This window comes from Pseudomonas sp. GW821-FHT09H03 (assembly GCF_059415945.1).
In genome coordinates this window covers 115619-135724 of record NZ_JBWKOF010000010.1, presented here as the reverse complement: position 1 = coordinate 135724, position 20106 = coordinate 115619, and the positions used below count along the sequence as shown (strand labels likewise).

General features: G+C 57.4%; 19 protein-coding genes. All 19 read left to right on the top strand.

The genetic code is table 11. The features are described from left to right. Window positions 1–35: 35 nt before the first annotated feature. Window positions 36–830, top strand: coding sequence for an IclR family transcriptional regulator domain-containing protein (locus tag AC07OG_RS16205; protein ID WP_258666297.1), 795 nt, complete (start codon window positions 36–38; stop codon window positions 828–830). Window positions 831–1231: 401 nt separating this feature from the next. Next, on the top strand, window positions 1232–1999 hold the full coding sequence (locus AC07OG_RS16200) for an SDR family NAD(P)-dependent oxidoreductase (protein ID WP_495067478.1): 768 nt from the start codon (window positions 1232–1234) through the stop codon (window positions 1997–1999). A gap of 142 nt (window positions 2000–2141) precedes the next feature. Next, window positions 2142–2948 carry a transporter substrate-binding domain-containing protein gene (locus AC07OG_RS16195; protein WP_495067477.1) on the top strand — a complete coding sequence of 269 codons (807 nt, stop codon included), beginning with the start codon at window positions 2142–2144 and terminating at the stop codon, window positions 2946–2948. 67 nt (window positions 2949–3015) lie between these two features. Next, window positions 3016–3690 carry an amino acid ABC transporter permease gene (locus AC07OG_RS16190; RefSeq protein WP_258666288.1) on the top strand — a complete coding sequence of 225 codons (675 nt, stop codon included), beginning with the start codon at window positions 3016–3018 and terminating at the stop codon, window positions 3688–3690. Further along, on the top strand, window positions 3690–4436 hold the full coding sequence (locus AC07OG_RS16185; protein ID WP_495067476.1) for an amino acid ABC transporter permease: 747 nt from the start codon (window positions 3690–3692) through the stop codon (window positions 4434–4436). The genes AC07OG_RS16190 and AC07OG_RS16185 overlap by 1 nt, the downstream gene beginning before the upstream one ends. Next, window positions 4357–5094: an amino acid ABC transporter ATP-binding protein gene (locus AC07OG_RS16180; RefSeq protein ID WP_495067475.1), complete on the top strand. Its 738-nt coding sequence runs from the start codon at window positions 4357–4359 to the stop codon at window positions 5092–5094. The genes AC07OG_RS16185 and AC07OG_RS16180 overlap by 80 nt, the downstream gene beginning before the upstream one ends. Before the next feature lie 29 nt (window positions 5095–5123). After that, window positions 5124–6824, top strand: a complete 1701-nt coding sequence (locus AC07OG_RS16175; protein WP_495067474.1) for an FAD-dependent oxidoreductase — start codon at window positions 5124–5126, stop codon at window positions 6822–6824. Between the two features lie 176 nt (window positions 6825–7000). Continuing rightward, window positions 7001–7936 carry a dihydrodipicolinate synthase family protein gene (locus tag AC07OG_RS16170; RefSeq protein ID WP_258666278.1) on the top strand — a complete coding sequence of 312 codons (936 nt, stop codon included), beginning with the start codon at window positions 7001–7003 and terminating at the stop codon, window positions 7934–7936. Window positions 7937–7949: 13 nt separating this feature from the next. Then, complete coding sequence (locus AC07OG_RS16165) at window positions 7950–9077, top strand: NADH:flavin oxidoreductase/NADH oxidase (RefSeq protein WP_495067473.1); 1128 nt, start codon at window positions 7950–7952, stop codon at window positions 9075–9077. A 22-nt stretch (window positions 9078–9099) separates the two neighbouring features. Next, window positions 9100–10230 carry an NAD(P)/FAD-dependent oxidoreductase gene (locus AC07OG_RS16160; RefSeq protein ID WP_495067472.1) on the top strand — a complete coding sequence of 377 codons (1131 nt, stop codon included), beginning with the start codon at window positions 9100–9102 and terminating at the stop codon, window positions 10228–10230. 24 nt (window positions 10231–10254) lie between these two features. After that, entirely contained in the window at window positions 10255–10995 is a 741-nt protein-coding gene (locus AC07OG_RS16155; RefSeq protein ID WP_495067471.1) for an SDR family NAD(P)-dependent oxidoreductase, read from the top strand. A gap of 622 nt (window positions 10996–11617) precedes the next feature. Next, the gene (locus AC07OG_RS16150) at window positions 11618–12511 is read left to right on the top strand and encodes an amidohydrolase family protein (RefSeq protein WP_495067470.1); all 894 of its coding nucleotides are present in this window, start codon (window positions 11618–11620) and stop codon (window positions 12509–12511) included. Window positions 12512–12546: 35 nt separating this feature from the next. Then, entirely contained in the window at window positions 12547–13521 is a 975-nt protein-coding gene (locus tag AC07OG_RS16145; protein WP_060541251.1) for a dienelactone hydrolase family protein, read from the top strand. Between the two features lie 249 nt (window positions 13522–13770). Further along, a complete protein-coding gene (locus AC07OG_RS16140) occupies window positions 13771–14778 on the top strand; it encodes a GlxA family transcriptional regulator (protein WP_495067469.1) in 1008 nt (335 codons plus the stop codon). Window positions 14779–15109: 331 nt separating this feature from the next. Continuing rightward, window positions 15110–15799, top strand: a complete 690-nt coding sequence (locus AC07OG_RS16135) for an ABC transporter permease (protein WP_060541253.1) — start codon at window positions 15110–15112, stop codon at window positions 15797–15799. Further along, window positions 15796–16794: an ABC transporter ATP-binding protein gene (locus tag AC07OG_RS16130; protein WP_495067468.1), complete on the top strand. Its 999-nt coding sequence runs from the start codon at window positions 15796–15798 to the stop codon at window positions 16792–16794. The genes AC07OG_RS16135 and AC07OG_RS16130 overlap by 4 nt, the downstream gene beginning before the upstream one ends. Window positions 16795–16796: 2 nt before the next feature. Then, window positions 16797–17465, top strand: coding sequence for an ABC transporter permease (locus AC07OG_RS16125; RefSeq protein ID WP_495067467.1), 669 nt, complete (start codon window positions 16797–16799; stop codon window positions 17463–17465). 42 nt (window positions 17466–17507) lie between these two features. Next, the gene (locus AC07OG_RS16120; protein ID WP_495067466.1) at window positions 17508–18401 is read left to right on the top strand and encodes a glycine betaine ABC transporter substrate-binding protein; all 894 of its coding nucleotides are present in this window, start codon (window positions 17508–17510) and stop codon (window positions 18399–18401) included. A gap of 157 nt (window positions 18402–18558) precedes the next feature. After that, on the top strand, window positions 18559–20103 hold the full coding sequence (locus AC07OG_RS16115; protein WP_495067465.1) for an amidase family protein: 1545 nt from the start codon (window positions 18559–18561) through the stop codon (window positions 20101–20103). Window positions 20104–20106: the final 3 nt, after the last annotated feature.

Here is a 20106-nt window from a genome sequence, read left to right as displayed (position 1 = left end):
GGCCGCACAGATTTTCTTCAGGAAAGGTGTCCAAAATGCTCGAATCAGAATCACCAATCGACGACCTTGAGAACCGTGATCGCGATTATGTGGGTTCTTTCGCTCGCGGCCTCGAAGTCATCAAGACCTTCACCCGGCATACACCACGCCGCACCCTCAGTGAAGTCGCGGAAGCGAGCGGCATGAGCCGAGCGACTGCACGACGTTTTCTGTTGACCCTGGTGCGTGAAGGTTACGCTGAAAGCGATGGCAAATTTTTTAGCCTTAAACCGAAAATTCTCGAGATTGGCTTTTCAGCCTTGTCCTCGATGAATATTTGGGACGTAGCCCAGCCGATCATGAGTGCTTTGTCCGATCGTCTGCAAGAATCCTGCTTTGCGGCCGTGCTGGATGGCGACGCCGTGATTTATGTGGCTCGGGCCAACTCGACGCGGGTTGTCAACATTAGTATCTCGATTGGCAGTCGCTCGGCGGCGCACAGCGTTTCGACCGGGCGAGTGCTGTTGGCGGCGCTTCCAGAGGCTGAGTTGCAGGAATACCTGGACAAAACCACGCTGACTAAATTCACCCAGCACACCGTGACCTCCAAGGTGAAGCTGCGCGAGTTGATCAATGAAACCCGCTTGCGGGGCTGGTCGATTGTCGATCAGGAACTGGAGATCAGTCTGCGCTCGATATCAGTGCCCATACGTGATCGTGATGGCAAGGTTGTGGCGGCACTTAACGTCCCTTGCCCCACCGAGCGCGTGACCTTGCAGGACATGAGTACGCGGATTTTGACCGAGTTGCTGGAGGCTTCAAAAAACATCACGCAAGCGCTCCAGGGCTAAACCTCGCTTCTGCCGGCTTCGCGATTTTTCGCGCTCCGATCGTTGATCGGGCGCGATTTTTTTTGCCCGAAAATCCTCTCCCGAATCTGTGAAAAATCCTTTGAAAATATTGCGAACAGAAGTTTGCAATGCGCACAATTGTGCGATAAGTTAACGTCTACATCGAAAATAAAAAACACTAAATGATGGAGTCGTAGCCATGCATTCAGCTGTGCATACAACACCCTCGCGAGGCTCGTGGCCCGCGCCTCCTCTCGCCCTTTGGGCTCTGTCTCGACGTTGGCATGCCCATAACGGCAGCACGTTATTTGATCTGTGTATCGGCGGTCGGTAATTCGGCCAGTCAACCTTCGCCCGCGTATTGGCACCGTCAATGCCCGGGCTAATTCATGGAGTATCCAATGTTTGAGTTGAAGGGTAAGACGTTGCTTGTAACCGGCGCATCCAAAGGTATCGGCGCGGCTATTGCCACAGCCTTGGGTGAGGCGGGCGCACGAGTCATCGCGCATTACGGCACTGATCGCGAAGGTGCTGAGCAGGCACTGGCCGATGTGGCTGCAGAGGACAAGCTGTTTATACAGGCTGATTTGCATGACCTCGTCGCTGTTGAACGTCTGTGGGATCAGGCGCAAGCCTGGCAGGGGCGCATCGATGGCTTTGTCAATAATGCGGCGATCATGCGCTGGCACGGCGGCTTGGCAGCCGATGATGAGACTTGGGACAGCGTCTGGGAGGAAACCCTTAGCGTCAATGTTCTAGCCCCGGCGCGCTTGATCCGGCGTGCGGTGAAGCACTTTCAGGCCAATGGCGGCGGCATTTTGATCACCATTTCCAGTTGGGCAGCTCAGCGCGGTGTGACCAACCCGGACACTATTGCCTACGCTGCTTCGAAAGCCGCCGTGCGCTCGATGACCCAGACTGTGGCGCGGGCGTATGCCAAGCAGGGCATCCTCGCTTACATCGTGGCGCCTGGCGTGGTACGTACACAGATGTCTGAGTCGTTTGCTCTGACCCAGGGCGGCGAGGCGGGCGTTACTGCTCAGTTGGCCATGGGCGAGTGGGTACCACCCAGTGACATTGCGGCCCTGGTAGCGTTTTTGGCCAGCGGTCGCTCCAGGCACCTGAGCGGTGCAACCCTGGATGTGAATGGCGCCAGCTACGTGCGTTAAGTGAATTATTGCTATCAGGCTGTGCGCAGTGACACAAAATGTTCGCATTGCGCTTAAAAATATTGACATGTATGCGGCGAAGTCAGACATTGAGATTCCAGCCTGCGCTGGCGTCGCCTGCCCTCCAAATCAGGAGTTTCACATGCTGAAATTGAAAGCTGTCATTCTCTCACTGGCTGTTGTCGCGGTGGCCGTCTCTGGCGCGGTGCAAGCACGCAGCCTCGATTCGATCATTCAGAGCGGCACCTTGCGCGTCGGCGTTAACCCGAACTTTCCGCCGATGAGTTCCTATAACGATAAAAACGAATTGGTGGGCTTCGATATTGATGCCGCTAACGAAATCGCCCGCAATCTCTCCGTTAAAGTCGAGTTCGTGCCCACCGAAAGTGCTCAGCGAGTACCGTTCCTGCAATCGGACCGGATCGACATTTCCCTTGGTGCCCTCACGCGTAACTCCGAGCGCGGCAAACTGATCGATTTCACTGTGCCGCTGCACACCGAATCGATGGCCGTACTGACCACCGACAAGCTCAAGGTTGATAGCTGGAAACAGCTCGACAGTCCGGATATCAAATTGGTCAACATGCGCGGGAACTGGTCGGTCGACTACTTGAAAAAAGAGCTGCCAAAATCCAACGTCCTGTTGGTTGAAACCATTGCCGATACCGTGCGCGCGGTGGCTCAAGGTCGTGGCGATGCGATCGTGGAGAACATCGATTTCTTCATGAACTTCACCAAGAACTACCCCGATGTCAAATGGCGCGTGCTCAAAGACCCGATTTCCGTGGGTTATGACTGCATCGGCGTGGCGAAGAACAGCACCGGTCTGCGCGACTACCTGAACGTTCTGCTGTTCGAAATGCACAGTAACGGCTTCATCAATACCGCTTGGCAGAAAGCATACGGTGCGCCGATGCTCAAGCCTGTGGAAGCAAACCCGTACTTCTAACTCCCGCAATGACTCGTAGGCAGCCCGTTGGCTGCCTGCGGGTCGGCGAAAAAAGACGGATAGCCTCGTGGACTACACCTTTCAGTTCTCCAACGTAATCCAGAACCTGCCCTATCTGTTGAAAGGGGCGGTGCTGACCCTGGAAATCGCGTTTGTTTCCTTTTGGCTCGGGTCTGCCATCGGTCTGGCGGGCGCCATGGCCAAACTGCATGGCGGGCGCCTGCTGCGCGCGTTGGTCAGCGTTTACATCACGCTGTTCACTAACACGCCGGCGCTGGTGCAGATTTTCTTTCTGTTCTACGCGTTGCCCGATGTCGGCATCGTGCTGGAGCCGATGACAGCCGTGCTGATAGGTCTGACGCTCAACTCTGGTGCGTACCTGACCGATATCTTGCGCTCCGGCGTCGAGTCGGTGCGCAAGGCCGAGATCGAAACCGCCGTGACTCTCGGCATGTCCGGGTTGCAAACGGTCCGCTATGTGATCTTGCCGCACATTGCCAAGACCATTTACGCACCGCTGTGCAACTTCTTCGTGTGGCTAGTGCTGGGCAGCTCTCTCGGTGCCATTTTCGGTGTCGAGGAACTGACCGGCCGGGCCATCAATATTTCGACCGCCAACCTGCGAACCATTGAAACCTTCTCGGTGGTGGCGGCGATCTACGTGGCATTGACCTTCATTGCGTCGATTGCTTTGGGGCTGGTTGGCCGTCACCTGTTTCGCGCAAAAATCAAGGTGTTCTGATGTTCGATCTGATCATTTCCCAGGCCCCGCGATTCTTCACTTGGTACACCTTTGTCTTCGTGCTCGAAGCCATGGGCCGGACCTTGATGATGACTGTGATCGGCTGTTCCGTGGGGGCTGTCGCCGGTTTTGCAATCACGGTGATCCGCAGCACCACCAGCAATTGGATGATGCTGTTTCGGCTTGCGGTAACGGTGTACGTCGAGGTGTTTCGACGCATTCCGTTTCTGGTGATCCTGTTCATCGTGATGTACGCCTCGCAAGGCCTGGGCTCAAACATTTCGTTGTCAGCAATTGCCACCGTGTCGATCTGCCTGGTCGCCACCGCATTCCTCTCGGAGATTATCCGTGCGGGGCTTGAGTCGGTGCCTCGGCAGCAGCTTGAAGCGGCGCAGGTGATGAACTTCGGCTTTACCCGCACTCTGTTCATGGTGTTGCTGCCACAGTCCTGGAAAGTCATCCTGCCGCCGGCTTTCGCCTTCATGGTGATGTTCATCAAAGACACCTCGTTGGCGTCGCAGATGGGCGTCGTCGAGTTGACTTTCACCGGCAAAGTGCTGATGAACCGGGGCTATTCGCCGTTCCTGGTGTACGGCGTCATCCTTGCTGCTTATTTCGCCCTGTCTTACCCGCTCAGTAAATTTGGCGCTTATTTGGAGAATCGTCTTGGCTCACCTCAACGTCGTAAATCTGTCGAGCGCGTACGCGCAAATTCCGGTCCTGAAAAACGTGAACTTGTCGGTTGATCGCGGTGAAGTGATCAGCCTGATCGGGCCGTCTGGCTCGGGTAAAAGTACCCTGTTGCGAGTATTGATGGGCCTGTTGCCGCCTACGGCAGGGCGCGTGTTGATCGATGATGAGCCACTCGACTATGTGTCGAAAAGCAGCCTGCGGGCCGCACGGGATAAAATGGCCATCGTCTTTCAGCAGTACAACCTGTTCCAGAACATGGACGTGTTGCGCAACGTCACGATTGCCCCCACCAAAATCAAGAAGCGCCCGCATGACGAAGTCGAAATCGAAGCCAAGGCGCTGTTGACGAAGGTCGGGCTTGGCGAGAAATACCATGCCTATCCGGATGAATTGTCCGGCGGTCAGCAACAGCGAGTGGCCATCGCCCGGGCGCTGGCGCTGCGTCCGAAGATTCTGCTGCTGGACGAAGTGACGGCGGCCCTCGATCCAGAACTGGTCAATGAAGTATTGGACACGGTACGGGCGCTGGCCAAGGAAGGCATCACCATGTTGCTTGTCTCGCATGAAATGTCATTCGTGCGGGAAGTCTCGACCCGCATCGTGATGATGGACAAAGGTCAGGTGGTCGAGATCGGCACGCCGCAGCAGATTTTCGAGGCCCCGGTCGAAGCACGGACTCGCGAGTTTGTCGGCAAGATCCTGCGCCACTGAGGCACGACAACGATACATGGAGACGCTGGATGAAAGGCATTGCCATCACCTTCGAAGGCACCGAGTTAACCGCGCGTCCCGGCGAGTCGTTGGCCGCAGCGCTGATCGCGGGCGGTGTGAAGCATTTTCGGGAAACTCGCAGCGGTGCTTGTCGAGGAATTTTCTGCGGCATGGGTGTGTGCCAGGAGTGCCTGGTAGAGATCGATGGGCGGCCTAATCAACGGGCCTGCATGACCAAAGTCGTGGCCCCCATCAGCGTCAAGCGCAGTGTTGGCAATGCGCCGCTGCCGCTGGACGTAGCGCAAAACGTGGTGATCGAACCGATGCAAGTACGCGCCCCTGATGTGCTGGTTATCGGAGCGGGGCCGGGGGGCTTATCTGCAGCACTGGCGGCTCGTCAGGCGGGGGCCGACGTGGTAATCCTCGACGAACGTAGTCTTGCTGGTGGCCAGTATTACAAGCAGTTGAGTGTTGAGGGACCGGACATTGCGCCGCCGGACCGTCAGCATCGGCAGGGCGCCGAACTGATCGCCCAAGTGCAAGCCAGCGGTGTGGAAATGATAGGCGATGCGCTGGTTTGGGGCGCCTTTGAACCCGGCGAATATGGCATCGCGATCAACGGCCATACCCAGCGCTGGAAACCGCGCTGCACGGTGATTGCTACCGGTGCTTATGAGCGCGCCTGGCAGGTACCTGGATGGACCTTGCCAGGGGTAATGACCACCGGAGCTGCGCAGACGTTATGGCGCACCGCCCGACGTTTGCCTGGGCGCCGGGTGCTGATCGCCGGCAACGGTCCGCTGAACCTGCAATTGGCCGCGGAGTTGCGAGCAGGCGGGGCGACGGTGGTGGCGGTGGTCGAAGCGGCGGCCGCACCGGGGCTCTCGACGTTGTCCAGTGTGCTGCGCATGGCTGTCACTGCGCCTCGATTAATGCTCGATGGCTTGAGCTATCGGCTTGCTTTGCAACGGGGAAAGGGGCAAATGATTCACCGGGCGTTGGTGTCCGGCATCGAAGCTCGGGGCGAAGCGTTGCGGGTCAGTCTGTGCGACGCCGATGGCCAGAGCCTGGAGCAGGTTTTCGAAGTGGATTGTGTGTGCCTCGGCTATGGCTTCGAGCCTGCCAATGAGCTGCTGCGCGCCTTGGGCTGCAGTCACGATTACGACGCTGAACGCCGGCAATTGGTGACTCGCCGTGATACGCGCGGCCAGACTGATATCGACGGTGTGTTTGCCCTCGGCGACTGCACCGGATTGGGGGGGGCCAAAGTCGCGTTGGCCGAAGGGCGCATGGTGGGCCTTGAAGCGGCCATGGCTTGCGGCTTCAAGCTCAGCGGTGAACTGCACGAAAGTGGCCGCGAAGCCGAAGCCGAGCTCAAGCGCCAGCAGGCCTTCCAGAAAGCCCTGTGGACCTTTTATAAGGCTGATGCCAAACCGCCCGCTGTGACTTCGGGCACCAAGGGCGGATGCCTGGTTTGTCGCTGCGAAGAAGTCAGCTTTGCCACGCTGCAGCAGGCACTGGATGACGGCATCAGCACCGTCGGCGCGATCAAGCGTCACACACGAATCGGCATGGGCCGCTGCCAGGGTCGTTACTGCTCAGCGACACTCGATGAAAAGGTCTGCGCCCTTACTGGCGCTCAGCGTTCCGAGATGTCCGGGTTCGCGCCACGTTTGCCGGTCAAGCCAGTGACCATCGCTGAATTGGCGGGCTCCCTGGGAAAAAGTTAAACACGTTTATCGCGAACATTTGTTCGCCATGGTAACATTCGTTTGCGGGTGCGTTGGGTTTTATCGCTTTAAATAAGCATTTACGGGTCTTGTCCGCTGTTAAAACGTCATTTATGACATCTCTGCGCGAACATGCATCGCTTCCGCGCACAACCTAAGGGAAAGTGGAGTCAAACATGAGTAAAGAATTTCGCGGCAGTTACGGCGTCACCGTCACGCCTTTTACAGCTGACGGCAGCCAGATCGACTACAAGGCTCTGGCAGCGTTTATCGAATGGCAAATCGCGGCGGGCTCACCGGGCATCATCATCCTCGGCACTACTGGCGAATTCCTGACGATCTCGGATGACGAACGCACCCAGTACATCGAAACCACGGTGAAACTGGTCAACGGTCGTATCGATGTTCTTGTCGGCACTGCAGACGCCTATACCCCTAACGCCGTGCGTTATACCCGTGAAGCAGAGGCCCTGGGCGCGGATGGGTTCATGATTGCGCCGCCGTATTATTACACCCCGACCGAGGACGAGATCTTCAATTACTACCGGGCGATTTCTGAGTCGACTTCGTTGCCGATCATGCTCTACAACAACCCTGTGACCACCAACGTCGATATGTCCGCCGCACTCGTCGCACGCATGACCAAAGCCTTCGACAATGTGCGTTACATCAAGGAAGCGAGCATGGACGTGGGGCGCATCTACGACATCGTCGAAGGCACCCAGGGCGTGATGAATGTGTTTGCCGGAGAGCGTCCGGTCGAAAGCTTTTTGCTCGGCGCGGTCGGCTATGTGAACCCCTATGCCAACTACATTCCACGCGCTTCGACGCGACTCTGGGAAGCACTGGTGGAAGGCAAGTTGCAAGAGGCGAGCAAGATTCAAGCAATGATCAGCAGCTTCGATCACATCATTGCCGAAGGCCATCCGACCTATGGCCATCAGTGCTATTCGAAAGCCTTGGCGGCGTCCCAGGGGTACCCGGTCGGTGACGTGCGCGCGCCCTTGACGCAATTCGCTGACCTGGGTCAGGAAGGCGTGGAGCGCCGTACACGCATCGTTAGCATCCTCGACGATATCAATAGCTACGTGGCTGCTGAAGCAGCGAAATGAGCGAGGAGTAGTGATGAGCCGTCCACCGTTGTTCACCGCTTTCGAATCTCGCAGCGTGCGTTTTCGCAATCGATTGGTAGTATCGCCAATGTGTCAGTACCAAGCTGTTGAAGGCCTGGTCAACGATTGGCACTACGCCCACCACGCCCGGTTTGCCTTAGGCGGGATCGGCGGCGCGATGCTTGAAGCCACCGCGGTGATGCGCGACGGTCGCATCAGCCCCGGTTGCCTGGGCATCTGGAACGACGAGCAGATCGCCGGCCTTCGGCGCCTCGCCGGGCTCTATCATGAGCACGGCGTGCCGCTGGGCGTGCAACTGGCTCATGCCGGGCGCAAAGCCAGTTCGGCGGTACCGTGGCTGGGCAGTGGGCCATTAACGGCCGACAGTCCGACCCCCGCATGGCCCACATTGGCGCCCTCGGCACTGGCCCATAACGTCGACTGGCCGACCCCGGCCGCCGCCAGTCACGATGACATTCAGCAGGTCATCCAGGCGTTTGCGCAGGGGGCTCGTCGTGCGGTAGAGGCGGGGCTGGATTTTGTCGAGATCCATGGCGCCCATGGCTATTTGATTCATGAGTTTTTTTCGCCGCTCGCCAATCTGCGTACCGATGCCTATGGCGGCGACTTCGCCAACCGCGCACGGCTCGCGCTCGAGGTGGTGCGAGCCGTGCGTGCAGTGGTGCCTTCGAGTATGCCGGTGTGGTATCGCGCATCTTGTGTGGACGACGGGGAGGGCGGCATCAGCCTCGACGACAGTGTGCGTCTGGCCGCGTTGTTGGCTGCTGATGGCGTTGACCTGGTTGATTGCTCGGCAGGCGGGATCCTGGGCCCGGTCGCGCGTTCTGCCACCGTCGCCACGGCGGGGCACCAAGTGCCGTATGCAGCACGAATTCGTGCCGAGGCCGAGGTGGCGACCATGGCGGTCGGGATGATCACTGAAGCGCAGCATGCCAACCAAGTGATCGCCGAGGGCGCCGCCGACCTGGTGGCGTTGGGTCGGGCATTGCTGGATGATCCAAGTTTTGCATATCACGCGGCACTGGAATTGCAAGTGCCCGATGCCCATGATCTGCTGCCGCAGTCCCACGGTTTTTTTCTCGCCCGACGTCAGGCGCGCACGAAGGTGAAAGCCACATGAGTGATGATCCGGAGTTGTTTCCATGGCCGATGTGATTGTCATCGGCGGCGGTCTTGCCGGATGTGCCACGGCCTACTATCTGGCAAAGGATGGGGTGGACGTGCTGGTGCTCGAGCGCACAGAGCTCAACACCCAGGCATCGGGCTCGAATGCTGGCAGCCTGCATGCACAAATCCCCCATGACCCATTCGTCAACAAGGGCCCGGAGTGGGCGCGACGGTTCGCTCCGAGCATAGAGTTGATGGTGCGTTCCATTGCAATGTGGCACGAACTGCCCAACGAGCTTGGCGTCGACCTTGAAGTCTCAACCAAGGGTGGCCTGTTGGTAGCCACTACCGAGCAGCAAATGCGCGAAATCGCGGCCAAGGCTGAACTTGAGCGCGAGCATGGGCTGGAGGTCAATCTGCTCGATCAGTCTGCAGTCCGCCAGCTCGCGCCGTATCTCTCGGATCGGGTAATCGGCGGTGCTTTTTGCCCAATTGAGGGCAAGGCCAGCCCACTGATTGCAACGCTGGCGTATGCCGATGCGGCAAAACGTCTGGGGGTTAAATTCCGCCGCCACAGCGAGGTCGTCGGCCTCGAGCGTGGTCAGCAGAACTACCTTGTGCGGCTGGCCGATGAAGAGCTGATCGCTCGTCGTGTGGTCAACGCAGCGGGTGCAGACGCCGGGCGAATTGCTGCGATGCTTGGCATCCATACGGACGTCCAGGGCTTTGCGATTCAAGTCGCAGTGACCGAACAGACCGGGCCTTTGATTCCGCACCTGGTGTACTCGGCCGGGGAAAAACTCACGCTCAAACAGAATGCCATCGGTTCGGTGTTGATCGGCGGTGGCTGGCCGGCGCGCTGGCATGGCCGGGGGCATCCGGTGACCGATCCGGACTCGCTGGCGCAGAACATGGCACTGGCGTTGCAAACGGTTCCGGCGCTCGGCCCGTTGCGTGTGATCCGTACCTGGGCGGCGGTCGTCAACGGCACCGATGACTGGCGGCCGATCCTCGGTGAAGTACCCGGGGCGCCCGGTTTCTTTATGAACTTTTTTCCGTGGATGGGATTCACCGCCGGGCCAATCATCGCTCGAATCATCGCCAGCCTGGTGCAAGACAAACCGGTGCCACTGGATATTGATTACCGACCTTTCCTATGCCGCTAGTAGCTGGGCCTGCGGAGCTGACCCATGACTGAACAGGTAGTCCTGATCACCGGTGGCACGGGCGGTTTCGGGTTGGCTTTCGCCAAGCGTTTCCGCCAAGCCGGGGCCCGGGTGTATTGCGCAGACTTGCCTGGCTCAGCCAGCGAAAACGTTCTGGATTTTATTGCCTGCGACGTCACCCGCGACCAAGACTTGCAGCGGGCCGTGGCACACATTCTCGCGCAAAGCGGTCGACTCGACGTGTGCATTGCCAATGCCGGCTGGGTGCCGCCGTGGCGCAGCACTGGCGAACTTGAGGTTGCCGAGTGGGACCAGGCGCAAGCGATCAATGTGCGAGGGGTGGCGTTCACACTCGCGGCGAGCGCCGAAGCCCTGAAAGCCAGTCGCGGCGTGGCGTTGTTGATGTCTTCGGTCAACGGCCGCTTTGCCCACGGCCAACAAATGGCCTATAGCGCGTCCAAACACGCAGTGCTTGGGATTATGCGCTCGGCGGCCCGCGATTTGGGGCCGCACGGCGTGCGCGTTAATGCTATCGCCCCCGGGCCGGTCGCCACGCAAGCATTGCTCGGTCGTGTCGCGGCACGAAATCACCGACTCGAAACTGCCCCGCAACATGCTCTGCAAGCGATGGCCGAAGGCAACGCCCTTAAGCGTTTGGTCAGCGTCGAAGAGGTAGCCGAAGCGGTTTACTTTCTGTGTTCGTCGGCCGCCAGCGGAATCAGCGGTGTGGTGTTGCCGGTGGACGCGGGTATTGAGAGCTTTTGAGCTAAAAGCATCTATCTTTCGGTCGATGGTAGTTATGCCGATGTATTGGGCATGGGTTGGGACGAGCTCTAAACGTGGCGTCGGTCTACTCACCCTATCTTCTTGGACCCCTGACGGGAGCGGTACGGGATTTCCACATTCCGCCTACTGACGTGCGTCGGGTTAGGTGCCTGCTATCGACCGGTAGGCCTGTGGGTCACGAGTGCGTAGTCGAAAGACGCAATTCCCACCTTCATTACCGTTTTGGTTCGAGCGTGTAAGTTATTTCCGCTCGCTCAACTTACCGATCGTTGCGCAGATTCACATGCGTTCACCGTACTGACTATCCAGCTGCCCTAGAGTTTATTCCAGTGTTGCGACAACAAAATTTCGCCATTACCCGAATGTACCGCTAACCAATCGGCCTACCGAAGTATCAGTTCGGCGACCTCAAAATCCAGAGGACGATGACGCAGAGCGGCTCAAGAGCCTACTCGACGATTCAGATCCAAGCGTTTTTTCCGGATTTTCGTTGACAACAAATCCTTGATGGCGAAATTTTGATACTACACGTCGAGTTGGCGGGAGCGACGAAGCACTGACGGAGATTATTGTTTTCGCACAGAAGCAGGAAACAATAATCATGCTGCCGTCGACCAAAAGAATAGATTGCCACGTTCATTTTTATACTTCGGAAGATCTTCGTCGGGTGGCCGGCTCGCTGCCTTATACGTTACCTGAGCCGCATCCGCTGACTGCTTATTTGGATAGGTTGATAGATGCCGGAGTTGCACCGACGCTCATCAATAATGTTCATCTAAGTATCCTGCCGGATTCAGAAAACGTGTTCGCTTCCTTTGAGGAACTCAAGAAACTCCAGGCAGTAGACCCGCAGCGCTATGGGGGGGTCGAACTGGTGGGCACGATCAAGGCGGAGCCTGCTTATGCCACTCTGCAGCGTCTCTCGCACCCGCAGGTGATTGGCGCTCGAATCGTGCTGCATGATGCAAGACCTGAAACGGTTTCTGATACGCGGTTCAGTGATGGGCAATGGTCGGCATTTTATGCCCGCCTGTTCCCGCACCAGCATCTGCACATTTACGCGAAGGAAGCCGAGACGAATCTGCGCGTATTGCGCCAGATCCCTCGCGATGTACGGGTCATCATCGATCATCTAGGCACCTGTCACTGCGAGCGTGACATTACTGAACCCGCTTATACCGCGCTACTCGCTGAAGCGAGAGAGCGAGGCAACGTGTGGTTCAAAGGTCCCGGCTATCGCACTTCAGTTCACCCCGAGGAAACCGCTCGTTTCGTGACGCAGATTGTTCGCGCGGTTGGCGCGGGAAAGATACTTCTGAGCGCCACCGATGCACCTCATGTCGGTACTGACAACCAGGGTGTGCCGTATTCCGATCTTTTTGATTTGAGCAAGGCCTTCAACTTTGTTGATGCCGTTGCACATTATGTTTCTAAAGAAACCCGAATTCCTGTTGGCCAACTTCTGCGAGGAGCATCTGGCCAATTGGTAAGTTGATCTCCGCCCACGCTCCCACTTCGAGATATCTAGCGATGACGAACATTACAACAAAAGACATCAACTTCACCGTCAAGTATGGCGATGAAACCCTGAGCCTCAAAGGCACTGTTTTTCAGCCAGAACAACTCGATGCCGCGTCGCAAAAACTGCCACCGGTCATCTTCAACTCCGGCTTCACCGGCGGGGTCACGATGTACGGCCAACTATTCGGTCGCGCCCTGGCAGGCCTGGGCTATCGCGTCATGACCTACGACGTGGCCGGCTTTTTTTCCAACAAGCACATCCGAAATACCCTCGAGTCTGGTGACAAGGTCATCACCAACGTCATCCTGGAAGACCAGAAAGATGAAGTGCTCGGTGCCGTTGAATGGGCGCGCGAGAATTTCGGTGAGATGCCGGTGGTCGCATCCTGGGCGATGGGCTCGGTGGCAAGCCTCGGTGCAGTGGCTGAACTGGCTGCGGCCGGCGGTGAGCAGATCCGCTTCTGGGTACCCATGAGCTATACCAACATCCGTAAACTGCAATCCTTGCGAGCTGATCAGGCAGCAGCTGACGCGGCCATCCTGCAACTCGCGGATGACGCGCCGATCCCTCCATTCGACACCGGCACTGATGCGACTCGTCTCGGTTACTACCCGCTGGACCCTGAAACTCAGGCGTATGTTGATCAGCAACTGGGTGGCTACACTGAAGCAGGCGGAGCGGACCGTTGGCCGGGCTGCACCTACGTGACGGCGAAGTCCTACAAGTCCTATGTGGCGTATGACCCTGAGCAGTCCATCGAGGGTGCCAAAGGCTTCCCGCCTGCGCTGATCATCCACGGCGCCGACAACACCTTGCACATGCCGTCGGAGTCTGTGCGTCTGCATCAGAACTATCCGGGCGATGCCGGCCCGAACGCGCTGATCATTTCGCACATGCAACACGGCCAGCAGAATCAGGTCGACAGCCCTGTGTTCGAGTCGATGATCCAGAGCATCGACGAAGCTATCCGCGCGCGCGGCTGATCCGCTCGTCACTCTCCTGCGAGACCTCGGGCGTCGAGGACTCGCAGCGTTTTTTTGCATCGTGGGGTGTATTCCTCCCGTCATTCTGATCGGTTGTAACGCTTCGGCATGGCTCGTTCACTGTCTCAACGATTCAATCTGGCTGAATGCGTGCCCAACCCCTAACATGGTGTGTCCAAAGCCACTCCCTCGGGCTGGCCTAAGCTGTTCACTTGAACTGCTGGAACCAACCATGACAAGGACCCGGCGATGACAGCCCCCAGTGAATCAGCGACGTCTGTGAATAGCTCCACAACCAAGCGAATTGGGCTGCTCATTCTCCCTCAGTTCTCCATGATGGCCCTGGCAGGTGCCAGCGAGCCTCTGCGCGCGGCCAATCGACTTTCTGGCAAAGCGCTTTATGAGTGGAGCCTGCTTACGGAAACGGGTGGGCCGGTCAGCTCCAGCAGTGGTATCGAGATCCAGACAGTGCCGGTTGATCAGGCCCCGGAACTGGATCGTGTTTTTGTCCTGGCGAGCCTGGATATCGAGCGTCAGAAACCACCGAAAATGCTGCGCTTCCTGCAGCGAGCAGCGTCCCGCGGGATAACCGTAGGCGCACTGAGCACAGGTACGTTCATCCTCGCCCGCGCCGGGCTACTCGAAGGTAAGCGCTGCACCTTGCACTGGGAGTCCATCGGCCAGTTTTCGGAGGAATTCCCCACGATCGAAGTCACCAAGGAGCTGTACGTCAATCATGGAAACCGTTGGACGTGTGCCGGGGGGACGGCGGCCATCGATCTTATGCTGGCACAGATCGCGCTTGATTTCGGTAACCAGCTTGCGGCGAACATCGCCGAGCAATTTCTGCACGCCAGGATAAGGGCACCGGAAGAGCATCAGCGGATGTCGATTCAGTGGCGGTTCGGCATTCACGATCGCAGGCTGACAGCCGCCATCGCCTTCATGGAGGACAATCTGGAGAACATCGTCGGCATCGAAGAAATCGCCGACCGATGCAATCTGTCCCACCGCCAACTTGAACGGCTGTGGCATCAGCACTTCGGCATGACGCCGAAGAAATTCTATCTAGAGCTCAGGTTGAGCGAAGCGCGCCGGTTGCTCCGTGAGAGCGCCCAGCCCATTGCGTCGATAGCCTACAGCTGTGGGTTCGTCTCAGCGTCACACCTGGGTGCAGCTTACCGTCGTATCTGGGGATGTACGCCCGGTGAAGAGCGGCGGAAATTTGATGATGCTCACTCTGACTTCAGTCACTGAAAGCATGGATCAACATACGCTAACCCCCTGAAAAACATCTGAGCCAATCCTCTCCTCAAAATCCCGTAGCAAGCTAATGACTCGGGCGAGCAGGTGGTGCGCTCTGGCGAACTTTGGTCATTTGGTGATCCCGCATACTCCCGTCTTCAATTGCCCCTACGCTTTGCATCACACGTTGATTTGCTCCGAGACGTCGTTTTTTTGATAGAAATCGTCGAACTCGAATCTAAGAGGGCCTACGGTAGCGCGGTAATGTTTCTTACAGATCCGGCGCTCAATTCCAGATACGCGACCGATAAAAATAACAATGACTACAGAAGGCATAACAACCATGGAAACCTTGAGTTTCATTCTGGAAAACGTCGGGCTGATCAGTCTGCTACTCGGACAACACCTTCTCATCGTGGCGGTAGCGGTAGGTTTGGCAATTCTGACCGGCGTGCCTGTCGGGATCGCGATCTCTCAGCACCCCAGAACACGTCGTTGGGTCCTGGCCTTCGCTGCCGTCCTGATGACTATTCCCTCTGCCGCGCTGTTCGGGCTGATGATTCCGGCCCTGTCGCTGATTGGCTATGGGATCGGCGTCGTACCGGCGGTCATTGCGCTGTTTCTCTACTCCCAATTGCCCATCATCCGAAACACCACCACCGCGATCTCCAACATCGATCCGGCATTGCGCGAAGCGGCGATCGGGATGGGCATGTCGACCGGGCAACGATTGCGCAAGGTTGAACTGCCGATTGCGGTTCCGCTGATCATGGCGGGCGTGAGGATGGCGACCGTCATCAACATCGGCATCGCAGCCATCGCGGCCTACATCGGTGCCGGCGGTTTGGGCAGTCTCATCATTCGCGGCATTGCGCAGTCCGATACCCGCCAGCTGCTGGCCGGCGCGATCGTCATCAGTGTCATCGCCATTGCGGCCGATTACGCGTTGTACGGCTTGCAGCGCCTCCTGACGCCAAAAGGCTTGAACAAGAACAAAATGGCCACCGGCCAAATGAAGGAAGCGACGACGTGATCCAGATCGAAAACCTGAACAAGCAATTCGGCTCAATCACAGCAGTAGAAGATGTCTCATTCAATGTTGAAGAGGGGCAGATCTGCGTACTGCTTGGTCCGTCGGGCTGCGGTAAAACCACGACGCTGAAAATGATCAACCGACTGATCACGCCAACCTCTGGCACGATCAGGATCGGTGGTCGCGACACGTCCGAACTGGACAGCGTCACCCTTAAACGCTCCATCGGCTATGTGATCCAGCAAGTCGGCTTGTTCCCGAACATGACCGTTGAAGAAAACATCTGCGTCGTTCCGAATTTGTTGGGATGGGACAAAAGCAAAAGCCTAAAGCGCGCTGCGGAGTTGCTGGAAGTGGTCGCGCTGGATCCGTCCAAATTCCTCAAGCGCTACCCGTGTGAACTTTCCGGTGGTCAACAGCAACGCGTAGGCGTGGCCCGGGCCCTGGCAGCGGATCCGCCCGTCATGTTGATGGACGAGCCCTTTGGCGCGATCGACCCGATCAACCGGGAAGTGATCCAGGACGAGTTCATGCGCATCCAGCGACTCGTCAACAAGACCGTACTGTTCGTCAGTCATGACATCGATGAAGCGGTGAAGATGGCGGACTGCGTCGCCCTGTTCCATAACGGAAAAATCCAGCAATTCGGCAGCTCGGATGATCTGCTGGCCCGGCCCAACAGCGAGTTCGTGGCGAACTTCATGGGCGGCGATCGAATCATGAAGCGTCTGCGTCTGCTGCGCGCGGTTGATGTGGCCAGCAAAATCCCGCCGCGGGAACACATGCAGATCGTCGGCGGCAACAGCGGTGTTACTTCGCAATCGCACCTGATCGTTAAACCTGGGGATGACCTGCGTCAGGTGCTTTCGCAATTGCTGGGTCGCGGCCAGGACTGGGCACTTTGCAACGACAGCGACGGACGCTTTATCGGCTATGTCCACCAAACCGACATTTTGGCGCGACTTGTTGAAAACATTACTCCGGTGGTGCACTGACAATGTCTGACTTACTGATCAGATTGTGGGAAGGGCTGCAGTTTTACTGGGGCGACATCAGCTACCTGACGGTCCAGCATCTGCAGATCGTGGCAGTCAGTGGGGCACTTGCCCTGATCATCGCGCTGCCGTTGGGCGTCTGGATGAGCCGGTCGGCGAACCAGCGTTACGCCTTGGCTAGTATGCAGGTTCTTAACGTCGGCCAGGCGATTCCCAAGCTCGCGTTGCTGGCATTGGCCATGAGCTTTATTGGCATCGGCAGCGGAGCGGCCATCATCGGCTTGTTTGTCGCGACGTTGTTGCCCGTGACGGTCAACACCTATGAAGGCTTGCGCGCAGTGCCGCAGCACTTGCTTGAAGCCGCCGAAGCTATGGGTATGACGCCACGGGAAACGCTGTGGAAAGTTGAAATTCCGAACGCGATGAATGTGATTTTCGCGGGCATCCGCACGGCGCTGGCGATCAACGTCGGTACTGCGCCGCTGGCTTTCCTGGTCGGTGGCGGCGGGCTGGGCGAGTTGATCTTTACCGGGATCGACTTGAACGACTTCGGCATGATGCTGGCCGGTGCCGCAGCGACTGCGCTATTGGCGATTGCGGTCGATCTGGGCTGCGGCTTGATTCAAAACATTGCAGTGTCACGGGGCTTGAGGTTGACCGGGCGCGAATGAATCTGAAGACCATAGACAAAAATCAATAATATGAGGTGCACGATGATTTATCGAATGCTAGCCAGTTTGATCTTTACCCTGAGTCTTGTTTCTGGCGTTGTAGGCAGTGCTTCTGCAAATAATACGATTGTGGTCGGCGGCAAGAAGTTTACCGAGCAGCAATTGGTTGCCGAGATGACCACTCAACTCCTGCGCGCCAATGGCTACAATGTCGACAAACGCCCTGACCTGGGTTCTTCCGTTCTGCGCGCAGCACAAGAGAATGGTCAGGTCGATGTGTATTGGGAATACACCGGCACTTCGCTGATTACTTACAATAAAGTTACGGACAAGCTCAGCCCTGACGAAACGTACAAAAAAATCAGCGAGCTTGATGCGCAGAAAGGCATCACCTGGTTGAACTCTTCCAAGGCCAACAACACCTACGCCTTTGCCATGCGCAAGGAAGAGGCACAGAAGGATGGAATCGTTTCGATCAGCGATCTTGCGAAGAATATCGAAACAGGCAAGTCCTATAAGTTTGCCTCCAATGCTGAATTCTTTTCCCGGCCTGATGGCCTGGGTCCTTTGCAAGAGACATACAAGTTTAAATTTGAGCGCAAGAACATCGTCCGCATGGACGGCGGGCTGACCTATCAGGCGCTTAGGGATGGGCAGGTCGATCTGGCCTTGGTCCTGTCGACGGATGGGCGGATTCCGGCCTTCGGCTTTGTGGTGCTCAAAGACGATAAAGGCTTCTTCCCCAGCTATGCGCTGACCCCGGTTATTCGCACTGAGGTGTTTAAAGACAATCCGAAGATCGGCGAGTTGCTCAACGCCCTGTCGTCCAAGCTGGATGACGACACCATCGCGGGCCTCAATTCCCGGGTCGATGTCGGCCGTGAATCCATCGAAAGCGTGTCCAAGGAATTTCTGCAAAAGAGTCAGTTGCTGTAGTTAATTCGCGGGGACGTTGAAGTCACCCGGTTTGATCATGACTTTGCGGGCCAGCGCTCTTTAGCTGGCCTCTTTTTATCCTGCGTAGTTATGACGCTCAGCCCAATCGCTTAGGGCTTGAGCTCATTCCGTTCGTCTGTACTTAGGGGAATTACCCATGCAGTTGAATAAACAGTTCGTGGCGTGCGTGTTTTTGCTTCTGGCGGCAAGTGCTCAGGCAGATGACGGTATCGACCGTATGAGCCTCGCCGACATGCGTCATGCGTTGAATGCCGGGACCCTCAGTTCCGAGCAACTGGTCCAGCATTACCTGAATAACATCCAGGCCAACAATCATCAGGGCCAAAAGATCAATGCGCTGGTGACAATCAATGAACAGGCGATCAATCAGGCCCGCAAGTGGGATGTTGAGCGGGCGAAAAACCCCACTGCCAAATACGCGCCTCTGGCCGGCATTCCGTTCGTGGTGAAGGACAACTTTGACACTGCCGGTATGGTCACCTCCGGTGGCTCCTTCGTGCTACGTACGTCGGTGCCAAGTCAGGATGCTTTTACCGTCAAGAAGCTGATCGACGGGCAAGCGATCCTGCTCGGCAAAGCCAACCTGTCGGAACTGGCGGCGTCCTTTGGCTGGTTTGGTTACAGTTCGTTTGGCGGCCAGACGCTGAATCCGCGGAACACCAAGCGTGATGCTTCTGGCTCCAGTAGCGGTTCTGCCGCCGCCGTGGCGGCAGCGTTTGCACCGTTTGCGCTAGGGTCGGACACGAGCGGCTCGATCCGCGCGCCAGCCAGCGTCACCGGCACAGTGGGTTTGCGACCTTCGCTGGGGTTGATCAGCCGCAGCGGCATCATTCCACTGTCGCTCGCGTTTGATACGGGTGGCGTCATAACCAACAGCGTGCTGGATCAGGCCATCGTGCTGGATGCGATAAAGGGGCAGGACAAAAGCGACCCGGCGACCCTGGATCTGGTCTCCGACAAAATACAGTTCGAGTCAACGCTGAGCCGTTCCTCGTTGCAAGGCAAAACCATTGGCGTGATCACCAATTTCAAAGGCGCCAATCCAGAGGTGGATGCAGTCTTCAAGGCCGCTCAGGAAACCCTCGGCAAGCGCGGCGCTCGTGTCGTCTCCATCGAACTGCCAAAAGCTTTTGAAACCTTATGGAGCGATGTGCTCGGCCCAGTGGGAGAGGGCGAATTCAAGCCTCAATTCGAACGCTACCTCGCCACCCTCAATCCGGGCCAACCGCGAACGCTTGCGCAGTTTCTCGAGCTGGCCAGGCAAAATCAGGCGCAAAACGCTGCACACGGGATGAACCCGGCACGCCTGGCCGGACTGGAAACGGTCGCGAATGCCACAAGCACCGATTCGCCGCAGTACATCTCCATCCTGTCCCGGAAGATTCCTCAGTTGCGCGCGCAGCTGATGGGCATCATGAAGCAGAACAAAGTCGACAGTCTGTTCTTCGCGACCATCAACTGCCCTGCGTCGGTGGTGCATGGCGTGACCGATGACAGTTACGTCTGCACATCCGGCGATACCTATGCATCGTCGTATATTGCCTCCGCCACAGGATTTCCCGAGATTACGGTTCCGGCAGGCACCATCAAGGGCAACCTGCCGGTAGGTGTTTCGTTCCTGGGTGGCTATGGTGAAGACGCCAAGGTGGTTGGATTCGGCTATGCGTTCCTTGGTCGGTAAACG